Origin of the sequence: Terribacillus saccharophilus, assembly GCF_002272745.1 — a bacterium.
Classification (GTDB): domain Bacteria; phylum Bacillota; class Bacilli; order Bacillales; family Amphibacillaceae; genus Terribacillus; species Terribacillus saccharophilus_B.
Map to the genome: position 1 here is coordinate 87,166 of NZ_NPBD01000016.1, position 10,886 is coordinate 98,051.

11 protein-coding genes are annotated in these 10,886 nt (G+C 45.5%); 1 reads left to right on the forward strand and 10 read right to left on the reverse strand.

The window, feature by feature from the left end; all coding sequences use genetic code 11:
• Nucleotides 1-112: 112 nt before the first annotated feature.
• From glmS to sigW, 6 genes are all read right to left on the reverse strand, one after another.
• Nucleotides 113-1,915, reverse strand: a complete 1,803-nt coding sequence (gene glmS / locus CHH58_RS15845; RefSeq protein WP_095235148.1) for a glutamine--fructose-6-phosphate transaminase (isomerizing) — start codon at nucleotides 1,913-1,915, stop codon at nucleotides 113-115.
• Nucleotides 1,916-2,321: 406 nt separating this feature from the next.
• The gene (glmM, locus tag CHH58_RS15850) at nucleotides 2,322-3,671 is read right to left on the reverse strand and encodes a phosphoglucosamine mutase (protein WP_095228361.1); all 1,350 of its coding nucleotides are present in this window, start codon (nucleotides 3,669-3,671) and stop codon (nucleotides 2,322-2,324) included.
• A 28-nt stretch (nucleotides 3,672-3,699) separates the two neighbouring features.
• The gene (locus CHH58_RS15855) at nucleotides 3,700-4,989 is read right to left on the reverse strand and encodes a CdaR family protein (protein WP_095262804.1); all 1,290 of its coding nucleotides are present in this window, start codon (nucleotides 4,987-4,989) and stop codon (nucleotides 3,700-3,702) included.
• Complete coding sequence (cdaA, locus tag CHH58_RS15860) at nucleotides 4,982-5,806, reverse strand: diadenylate cyclase CdaA (protein WP_038565321.1); 825 nt, start codon at nucleotides 5,804-5,806, stop codon at nucleotides 4,982-4,984. The genes CHH58_RS15855 and cdaA overlap by 8 nt, the downstream gene beginning before the upstream one ends.
• A gap of 200 nt (nucleotides 5,807-6,006) precedes the next feature.
• The gene (locus CHH58_RS15865; protein ID WP_095228357.1) at nucleotides 6,007-6,624 is read right to left on the reverse strand and encodes an anti-sigma factor family protein; all 618 of its coding nucleotides are present in this window, start codon (nucleotides 6,622-6,624) and stop codon (nucleotides 6,007-6,009) included.
• A 13-nt stretch (nucleotides 6,625-6,637) separates the two neighbouring features.
• Entirely contained in the window at nucleotides 6,638-7,201 is a 564-nt protein-coding gene (gene sigW / locus CHH58_RS15870; RefSeq protein ID WP_095220470.1) for an RNA polymerase sigma factor SigW, read from the reverse strand.
• Nucleotides 7,202-7,411: 210 nt separating this feature from the next.
• Here sigW and CHH58_RS15875 point away from each other — a divergent pair, with 210 nt between their 5' ends.
• The gene (locus CHH58_RS15875) at nucleotides 7,412-7,573 is read left to right on the forward strand and encodes an aspartyl-phosphate phosphatase Spo0E family protein (protein WP_095220469.1); all 162 of its coding nucleotides are present in this window, start codon (nucleotides 7,412-7,414) and stop codon (nucleotides 7,571-7,573) included.
• A 78-nt stretch (nucleotides 7,574-7,651) separates the two neighbouring features.
• Here CHH58_RS15875 and CHH58_RS15880 read toward each other — a convergent pair whose 3' ends face one another.
• The 4 genes from CHH58_RS15880 to CHH58_RS15895 form a co-directional block, all read right to left on the reverse strand.
• Nucleotides 7,652-8,143 carry a hypothetical protein gene (locus tag CHH58_RS15880; RefSeq protein ID WP_095262805.1) on the reverse strand — a complete coding sequence of 164 codons (492 nt, stop codon included), beginning with the start codon at nucleotides 8,141-8,143 and terminating at the stop codon, nucleotides 7,652-7,654.
• A gap of 58 nt (nucleotides 8,144-8,201) precedes the next feature.
• Nucleotides 8,202-9,422 (reverse strand): MFS transporter, encoded by a 1,221-nt coding sequence (locus tag CHH58_RS15885; protein WP_095233710.1) that lies wholly within the window; start codon nucleotides 9,420-9,422, stop codon nucleotides 8,202-8,204.
• A 120-nt stretch (nucleotides 9,423-9,542) separates the two neighbouring features.
• Nucleotides 9,543-10,307: a cytochrome c oxidase assembly protein gene (locus CHH58_RS15890; protein ID WP_095262806.1), complete on the reverse strand. Its 765-nt coding sequence runs from the start codon at nucleotides 10,305-10,307 to the stop codon at nucleotides 9,543-9,545.
• Entirely contained in the window at nucleotides 10,297-10,752 is a 456-nt protein-coding gene (locus CHH58_RS15895) for a DUF2243 domain-containing protein (RefSeq protein WP_095228350.1), read from the reverse strand. The genes CHH58_RS15890 and CHH58_RS15895 overlap by 11 nt, the downstream gene beginning before the upstream one ends.
• Nucleotides 10,753-10,886: the final 134 nt, after the last annotated feature.

A 10,886-nucleotide genomic window follows, 5' to 3' on the forward strand; every position in this document is an offset into this window, starting at 1 on the left:
TGAATTTAATTTTTTTGTCGATAAAATATAATAGATTACTTTTTAGTGCAAATAAATACCCCTTTAGACAATATTATCCAAAGGGGTGATTAATAGCAATATCTCTTTTTCCTTATTCCACCGTTACACTCTTAGCCAAGTTTCTCGGCTTATCGACATCCGCACCACGCTGTACTGCTGCATAATAAGCAAGCAATTGAAGCGGTACGACACTTGCAAGTGGTGTTAATAGCTCATGCACTGCTGGGATGACGAAGGCGTCTTCGTCATGCTCAAGGCCTTTCATGCTGATAAGCAATGTGTTGGCACCGCGTGCGTTTACTTCCTGGACGTTACCACGGATGGAGTGGTTCAGGGAGCTTTGTGTAGCTAGTGCGATGACTGGTGTGCCTTCTTCGATCAAGGCGATAGTGCCGTGTTTCAGTTCTCCTCCAGCGAAGCCTTCTGCTTGGATGTAGGAGATTTCTTTTAGTTTCAGTGATCCTTCGACACAGACGAAGTAATCGACGCCGCGGCCGATGAAGAATGCGTTGCGGGATTCACTTAGATAGCTTTGTGCTAGTGTTTCGAATGTTTCTTTTTGGTCTGTCAGTACTTCCATTGCATTCGCAACGATCGCAAGCTCCTGAAGCGGGTTGAAATCTAGTGTGATTTCTTTGCCTTTTGCTGCGTCTACAGCAAGCAATAGCATAACTGCCATCTGTGCTGTATATGCTTTAGTAGAGGCAACCGCAATTTCTGGGCCAGCGTAAAGCGGCAATGTGAAGTCTGCTTCACGAGAAAGGGTGGATCCTGGCACGTTTGTGATTGTAAGTGCTGGGTGTCCGAGTTCTTTGATTTTCACCAATACGGCTCTGCTGTCGGCAGTTTCACCAGATTGGGAAAGGAATATGAATAATGGCTTCTCAGATAGAAGCGGCATATTGTAGGCGAATTCACTAGCAATATGCACTTCAACTGGAATTTTAGCCAGGTTTTCGATGAATTGTTTACCGACTAGTCCAGCGTTGTAGCTTGTTCCCGCTGCCACGATGTAAATACGGTCTGCATGCATCATCGCATTACGGATAGCAGGGTCCATTTTGATTTGTTCCGCTTCATCCTGGTAGTGCTGGATGATTTTACGGATAACGAATGGCTGCTCGTCAGTTTCTTTTAGCATGAAGTGATCGTATGTGCCTTTTTCAGTATCGGCTGCATCGATTTCCGTTTTGAAGCTATCGCGCTCTACTGTTGTACCGTCTAGCAGTTGGATTTCCACTCTGTCACGGCGAACGATAACGATTTCTTTGTCACGGATCTCTTTGTACGTATCTGTTTCACGAAGTGTTGCCATCGCGTCACTTGCTACGACGTTGAAGCCTTCGCCAATACCTACAAGCAATGGGCTTTTGTTTTTTGCCACAAAGATTGTTTCTTTATCGTCTTTATCGATCATTGCAAGGGCATAAGAACCAGTAAGCAAGCTAACCGCTTTACGGAATGCTGCTGCTGTATCCTGCGTCTCTTCATACATTTTCTCTACAAGCTGTACAACGATTTCTGTATCGGTATCACTTTTCAATGTTACGTCAGAAAGATACTCTTTACGGATGTCGACATAGTTCTCGATTACACCGTTATGCACAATCGTAAATTTGCCAGAAGCACTTTGGTGCGGGTGCGCGTTGTCTTCGTTCGGTGCACCGTGTGTCGCCCAGCGTGTATGGCCAATCCCCATTGTGGATGAAACGTTGTGATCTACTTTTTCACGCAATGCAGCAATGCGGCCTTTTACTTTGAAAAGGTTCACACCTTGCTCGTTTTCAATTGCGATACCAGCTGAATCGTATCCGCGATACTCCAGCTTTTCTAGTCCGTTAAGCAATACTTCTTTTGTATCATTCTGTCCAATATATCCTACAATTCCACACATGTCGTTGTTGTCCTCCTCAAGACTTGGAAGGGGCAAACGAACGGCCTGCGCTTAAAGCCAGGGGCGTTGTTTGCCCCTTTCTCGTTTTATCTATTTTTCACATCTTGTTTTGTCCTTATCCAAAGAGTCGCCTCTCTGCTTTCAGCTCTAAAACATGACGACTGAGATGTGTGCAATCGGGAGGCATCCGCCGAATGGTTCGATAAACCTCCACCTCGTCAACTTACCCCACCGCTCGGGATAAGTCCTGGCGCTTTTATAATGTTGTAACCTCTATCCTCACTTTCCTGCTTGAATGACTAACTCCTCCATTTTACATGAAGGAAATCCAGTTGGTCAATTCTTTCTTGCATGTAAATAAAGTATGCGCAGAGAGCATGTTCTGTTCCCTGCGCATACGTTGGTTTTATTTTGTTCCTAGTACTTGCTTGATAACAGCAACTACTTTGTCTGCATGTTTCTCGCAGTCTTCCTTCGTCGGCGCTTCTACCATTACCCGTACAAGCGATTCTGTACCAGAAGGTCGTACAAGGACGCGTCCTTGATCACCAAGCTCCTGCTCGACTTCTGCAATAGAGTCGAGGATCTGCTGGTTCACAAGTGCTTCCTTCTTATCTGTTACCGGCACATTTATTAGGATCTGCGGGAAAATCTCTACTTCACTCGCAAGCTCGGATAGCTTCTTACCTGTTTCTTTCATAACATTGATCAGCTGTAGTGCTGCTAACATTCCATCACCAGTTGTCATGTAATCCAAGAAGATGATGTGACCAGATTGCTCTCCACCAAGATTAAAGTCACCACGGCGCATTTCTTCCATCACGTACCTGTCACCAACAGCTGTTTTGTTGCTCTTGATAGCATGCTTATCCAATGCACGGTAGAAGCCGATATTGCTCATTACCGTGGATACGACCGTGTTATGACGCAAACGTCCATGGTCATTCAGGAATTTAGCACAGATGTACATGATCTTGTCACCGTCAACAATTTGTCCTTTTTCATCGATAGCGATTAATCTATCGCCATCACCATCGAAGGCAAGTCCGACATCTGCTTCTTTTTCCAGAAGGAAATCACGCAATGTTTCTGGATGTGTAGAGCCGACGTTTTTATTGATGTTTAATCCATCAGGTGATGTACCGATGGAGGAGATATCCGCTTCCAGATCCGCAAACAAGTGTGTTGCAATGGAAGAAGTTGCTCCATGAGCACAGTCGATTGCAATGTGAAGTCCTTCGAAATCATTGTCGATTGTCTGCTTCAAATATTGAATATATTTCTGACCGCCTTCGAAATAGTCATTGATCTGACCTAAATCAGCTCCGGATGGTCGAGGCAGTTCATCTGTCTCTGCATCAATCAGCTGCTCAATTTCGTTTTCCTGCTCATCAGAAAGCTTGAAACCGTCTGGACCGAAGAACTTGATACCGTTATCCTGTACAGGGTTATGGGACGCAGAAATCATAATACCTGCAGCTGCTCCCATATTCTTTGTAAGATAAGCAACACCTGGTGTGCTGACGACACCGACGCGCATTACCTCAGCTCCGATGGACAGAAGTCCTGCAACAAGTGCTCCTTCAAGCATTTCACCGGAAATACGTGTATCTCTGCCGATCATCACTTTCGGTCTATCTTCACTTGTCTTTGTCAGTACATAGCCGCCATATCTGCCTAGCTTGAAGGCAAGCTCCGGGGTGAGCTCCTCATTCGCAATCCCCCTGACGCCGTCCGTTCCAAAATATTTTCCCATTGTTACCTCTCCTTCACATGGCTCACAGTCACTGTGTCTGTGTATCTGTATTCGTATCTTGCTCTTCTTCACTCGTTGCATTATCTGCGGTCTGAACAGTTATTGTGGCTTCCTCTTGGCTCGGGGTAAGCTCGATATTCCGAGGTCCTGATACGTCGATCTGAACCGTCTGCTCCCCTTCTTCCAAGCTGCTTCCATCAATCACTGCCGTAATATCGTCTGCCGATAGGCCTTCGATTTCACTCTGCGCTCCACTTACTGTTACATCAATCTGCTCATTCTGAGGATCTGTAATGGTCGCTTCCTGATCATCAGGCAGATCTTCGATTGTAACTGGAACGTTTTCGATTGTCGTCTCGCTCGTTTCATCCAGCTCAATATCGACTGATATCTGTTCATCACTTGCTGAGCGTACATTATCCGGCAGCTGTAAATCCGCATCTATCGTCTGGTTCTCTGTCACCTTGGACAAATCAATTTCTTCGGTACTGACCGAATCGATACCATCCAATGTATCCTGCGGTGCATAGATAGTCACTTCTTGCTTATCTGGTGTAAGCGCAGCAACAGACACATCATTTGGCGCTTGCCCCTTTGTTTTCACTTCTACTGGGACTGTCTTGCTCGGATTGCTTACCTGCACCGAAACCTCGACTGTTTCCGGCTGTACATTCACACTGAGCTCATTGCCCTGGGCGTCATATACTTTCACCGGCGCTTCTCTGCTATTAATATCAGCATCGATGTCTGTCAGATCCACATAAGCACGTACACTGGCAATTTGGTCAATGACCTCCTGTGTACTTACGATTGAAACCGTCTGAGGTTCCACAGTGGAGCTATCAACTTGGAATCCTGATGCCATTTGATCTTCGTTGGTATAGCCTACGTTTACGTTAAATTGCTGTGAAGCTTTTTCTTGAATTGTCACCTCAATTGAGGCTGGCTGCATATATACCTGCAGGTTGTCCGAGACATTTTCGTAATGCAGCTTCACTGTATGCGTTCCTGTATTAAGATCTGTCAGATCCACATAAGCTTCGTAGTTCTTTTGCTGTATTGCTGCCGTTACATCACTTGCTGGTCCAACAAGCTGCATAGATACATACTCCGGTACACCGCTGACGACATATTTGGAGTCGTCGATCCGGATGCCGACAGGTGCATCGACTGTGTTTGTTTCGTCCGAGCTGGTGATTGGAACCTCACCCGCACGGTTATCTACGTCCGATTCCGCACTAACATAGGCATAGAGAAGGACAGCAAACACAAGCGATACAACACGCAATGTCCATGGACTCTTCAGCCATTTATCCATTCTTACCCCTCCATCTTCTCGCCTTGGAACCGGAAGCTGGTACGCCTACTTCTCTATCGAGGATCTCTTTCAAGGCATCCGGTGTGATATCACGGAACAACTCCCCGTTCTTCGTACAGGAAATTGATCCTGTCTCCTCCGAAACGATGATTGTCAGTGCATCCGTCACCTCACTGATACCCATAGCCGCCCGGTGACGCGTCCCAAGTTCCTTGGAAATGAACGGACTCTCAGAAAGCGGCAGATAGCAGGCAGCTGCTGCAATCTGGTTTTCTTTCAGAATGACAGCTCCGTCATGCAATGGCGTATTCGGGACAAAGATATTCGTGAGCAGTTCGAATGTCAAATGACCATTCACCGGAATTCCTGTCTCAATATAATCTCCCATACCTGTTTCGCGCTCGATTGTGATTAGCGCACCAATCCGCCGCTTCGCCATGTAATTACAGGACTTCACAATCGCTTCTATGTTCTTATTTGTCTGTTCTTCCTCCGATCGCACGTTTCGGGAGAAGAAGCTGCCTCGCCCGAGCTGCTCCAATGCACGCCTGATCTCCGGCTGGAACAAAACGACGATGGCTACGAATCCCCATGTAATCGCCTGCGAGCTCAAGAAGGCGAGCATCGGGAAGTCGAGTATCTGCTCACTGCTCAAGAAAGCGATAATAACAACGATGAAGATCCCCTTCAACAGCTGAATTGCTTTCGTTCCCCTTATGAGCATTAAGACTTTGTAGAAAATGAACCATACTGCTGCAATGTCCACGATAATCCGCAGTATGGATAATATAGAAAGTTCACTTAATCCCCCAAACATGGATACACGTCCTTTTATATGAATAGCTCGAATTTCTTCGTACATTATAGCATAGTTCCCCTAAAGCAGTCGCTTACTAACAAGGAGAGTAATCTAACCTTACTGTCCCCTGTTATCTTAACGTAATACGGGCTTGTACCGCCAATGATTTAAGGGTAAAAAAAAGAGCCCTTCTACAAGCAGCTCAACTTACTCTTACATTAGAATGTAACCAATTCTTTTAGATGGTACCAAGCCCAGCCGAAAATCCGGTCAATTTCCTGATATTCACCTGATATATTATCAACAGAAGCCATATTCACTTTAGCACCAGGATCCTCGACGAGGTCGCCATTGATGATCGTAACATCACCATCCACTTGACCTTTGATATCCAAATCGCCATTTTCGACGACCAGGTCCCCCTTGACTGTGACGCCTTCCGGTACGATTACGAGATCATTCTCTACTATCAAACCCTCTTGCTTCGATACACTTACACTGCTATCACTATTCCAAGCAGATAATACGCTTGTGAACATGAATAGGAAGAATACCGCAGCAGCTGTGATGACAGGGTGCGCACGGAACCATCTCATATACCCGACGCGCTTCTTTTCTTTCGGCAAATTCGCCATGACACTGGCGGTGAAGCCGGCCGGTGCACTCAACTCATAGGCAGCACCGCTAAGCAGGCTTTCTGTCTGTTTGAGCTCTCGGTAATGCTGGTTACAATCTGGGCAGGTTTTCAGGTGCTCTCGAAGCTGCTGTGCTTCTTCCTCTGAAGCATCTCCATCCAGATACAGATGCATAAGCGCAAGGCTTTCTTCGCAATTCATGTGTTACCCCCCTTTATACGTGGCGCAATTTTTTCCGTAGTAGCTCTCTGCCACGGTGGATACGCGTCTTCACTGTCCCGAGCGGCAGGTCCAGGATTTCGCCAATCTCCGCTAATGATAAATCATCCAGGAACCGCAGTACGATAACACTGCGATACTTTGGCGGGAGGGACAATATTTCCTTATGGATATAACTCTGCAGCTCCATGCTTTCGACTTCTTCCTCAGGCAGTGCCTGGTCAGCAGCCAACTGAGAATACATATCCAATCCTTCTGTCCCCTTCACCTCGGCATCCAGATGAAAATCAGGCTTTTTCTTCCGCAAACGGTCGATGCTTAAGTTCGTTGCGATCCGGTAAAGCCATGTGGAGAATTTTCGATTCTCGTCAAAAGAATGGATGTTGGTGTAAGCACGGATAAATGCCTCTTGGGCGATATCCTGCGCTTCGTGGCTGTCTCCGACCATTCGGTATACGATATGGTACACCTTGTTCTGATAAAAGGAAACGATTTCCTCGAAGGCCGCATGATCACCCTTCTTGACGTTTTTTATATGATATTTTATGATGTTCTCCATGGAATCCTCCCGCCTAACTGCGGCTTCTTAGTAACGAATGACGTTCCGAAAAGGTTTCACTTTCACAAAAATATCTTTTTTTCAAACCTTATAGTGTGCCAGCAACAGTTTTTTTCTTATTTTTAATATTTTCTTAAAGTATGAAGTTTTAAATAAAAAAATAAAGGGTACTCTTAACGACAAATAGTATATCAGATTCTGGAGGTTAAAATGGTTACTTTAGACAATCTTTTGGAAAAAATCGAACAGACGCGCAACCACATGCTAAGCCTGTCCCGCCGTATGCCACTTACATCCGATGCAGTCGTCACCGCAAGCGTGCAGCTTGATGATCTATTGAACGAATACGAAAAACAAAGAAAAAATATGTAGCGCAATTAACAGCCTGTAAAGGAAGCTGTTAATTTTTTTTGAATAAAAAAAGTACGTACACGTGGTACGCACTTTCATTCAGTGTCGATCTTCCGCCCAGGCACCTTGTTTTAAGAAGTATGCCTTCACGTCGTTGTGAAAACCGACACTCGCTTCTAGAGCAAAAGCATTTCCGCCAGCTCGCTTGTAGCAGTCAGCAAACCAGGCAATCATCACCTGTTCATCCGCTTTTTCTACAGCATCCTCCTGCAGTTCACGAAAAGCTTCAAATGCATCGGTAGCTGTATCAGGCAGTTGGAAATACGGGATCTCCTCTGCTACTTCTTCACTTCCTCCAGCGTATTTATCGCCCATTTCATCATAATAACGTTCGTTGCCGTCTGCATCGAGTGCATAATACATGATTGTCAGTTCAAAAGCCATCGGCTCCTTGAACATGCGAAAAGCAATTTTCTCTACTTCCGGGAGGAACGGCAGCTGGAAGATCTGCTTCAATTCACTTATGACATCCTCTGAATGCTTCCTCAAGGAGACACTGACTGCCTCGGTATAATCTTGTATGGAAAACAAAGCGTTAACCTCCTTCTTACTCTTGCTCTACTTTACCACACAGGACCGAAATCTCGCATCAAGCAAGTGTTTTACCCTTCGTTTCTTCCCCAAGCAACCACACTGCTACTGCAGCAATGAGAACTGTTACACAGAATAGAAGGAAAACAGTGCTGACAGATATCCCCAATGAACCACGATAACCGATCAGTAATGGTCCAAGAATACCTCCGATTCTTCCTGCGGTTGCAGCAATCCCAGAGCCAGTTGCACGGATAGCAGTAGGATACTGTTCCGGAGTGTAAGCATACAAAATACCGTAAGCCCCTAGATTGAAAAATGACAGCAGCATTCCTGCCGTAAGCAGCATACCCGCTGACTCTGCATTACCGAAAAGAACTGCACTAATGGCTGTACCGATAAGATAAATGATTAAAATCGGCTTCCTGCCCACCTTCTCAATTAGCCAAGCTGCAGAGAAGTAACCTGGCAGCTGCGCGAGTGTCATAATTAATACGTACTCGAAACTGCGGACCATATCGAACCCCTTCTCCACCATCACGCTCGGAAGCCACAGAAACATGCCATAATAGCTGAGCATAATACAGAACCAAACAATCCAAAGCATCGCACTGCGCTTAGCAAATCCTTTCGCAAGCAATTGACGAATTCCAGCCATGACTGAAGTTTTTTTCTTCAGTTTTGTATAAGACGGTGAATCCGGCAGATTTTTACGAAGAAAGACTGCAAATAACGCAGGTATCGCTGTCAGTAAGAGAGCTATCCGCCAGCCGTAATCTGGGATGACGAAATAAGAAATAATGGCTGCTAGCAGCCAGCCGACCGCCCAGAAGCTCTCCAGCAGTACGACCATGCGCCCTCGTCTTTCTGGCGCCACAGACTCCGATACTAATGTTGACGCAACTGGCAGCTCACCGCCCAGCCCTGCACCGATAAAGAAGCGCAGCACAACGAAAATAAGGTAAGATGCAGCTAGAGCCGACAACCCGCTCGCAATAGAAAAAATCAAAATCGTGATCATAAAGACTGTCCGCCGGCCTACACGGTCTGCCATAATTCCAAACACAAATGCCCCTACAGCCATCCCGATGCTATTGATACTGCCTATCCAGCCTGCCTGCTGGGATGATAATCCCCAGTCCAATGTTAACGCCGTAATAATAAAAGATAAAATACCAACATCCATTGCATCAAACAACCAGCCTGTTCCGACAATACCGAGCAGTTTCCGCTCAGAAATCGGTTTGCCTGTTTTTTGACCTGCTACTGTTCTCTCCATTCCAGCACCTCTACGATAATATATTATTTGACACATTAAGTTTACAGGTGTCTTGACACTTTGTAAATCTGTTACAGCGTTATTTTTACCAAAATACAAGCAACCATGAAAAAAGCTGCCTTATTCGGCAGCTTTTGCAGTAGATAATGAAGTTTTAGGCGCAGTAGCTTGATACCATTGCCAGCACAATATAACAATTATAGTTAGATCGATCAAATCACCGCCGTAGTACATTAACACTGCACCCTGCTGTGCATCTGCAGCAGCTATACCCATAGGTGGATTCGCGTATAAAAACTTCGACAGTATGCCGTGTCCTGCAAGGGCAAATACAAAAACAATCACCCGGTAAAGATAGCTTTTCCGGTACGAAACTGGGTCTGTATACAGCATAGCCAGCGCGAACAAATAACCCGCAGCAAATATATGCAAATGAACCAGCATCGAAACCCAGGATGACTGATGCATGTAATGAAATAGATGCGTTGTATAAAGAAGCCATAGCCCTCCGATATTTAATACGGCTGCAGTGATCGGATGAATTAAGAAACATGCATACCTGCTGCGAAAAACCCGAGAGACAGCCCTCCCTCCCGATTGCGGCAGCGCACGCAGGAGCAAGGTGACAGGCTGCGATAAAACGAGTAGCAAGGGAGCAAGCATCCCAAGCAGCAGATGCCCGATCATATGATAAACAAAACTATGATGTGCATGCATAGCAATTGGTCCCGCCACAGCCTGAAGACCAATAACAATACCGCTAACAAATAACATCAACTTGCGCAGCGGCCAGGCTTTGAAGCGCTTCGCAGAAGTTCTCATTGCCAGCAGATAAAATAGTATACAGAAGAAGGCAAAAAAGAGAGCAAGTTTATCAACGTACATACTCTTTCCTCCTTGAACGACGGATACACCAAATTCCCGCCGCAATCAACAGTACAGCGATACCATTCCATATCAGATCATAATAGAAGATATCCACTCCGTAACGAATCTGGTGAATGCGGAACAATTTATGCTGTATCAGGCCATCATACAGCTGGAAAACGCCGCACCCTAACAAAACAGCACCGCCCCATCTAAGCGGAATCAGACCTCTGCGTCTGCGAAGATCAGCAAAAAGGAACAAACCTCCAACCGTCGCAAACCAACTCAGCGCATGGAAGAAACCATCGGATACAAGCCCCCAAGTTGAAGAGGATAAATCGTAAAAATGATGCCAATGCAAAAGCTGATGAAAGACAGCTTCATCAATAAAAGCAACCAAACCGACACCGAACAAAAATCCAGACAGGATATTTCTGCGTTTATATGTATGTCTATCCTCCATTCGTATCCTCCTACCAAAAGACTTTTATCTAAACTGTTTCCCGATAGGCTAAAGAATAAACAAAAAAGGCATAGGAGATTTACTCCTATGCCTAAAAAAAATAAAAAAAGCCGTCCAAATGGACGACTTTCCTA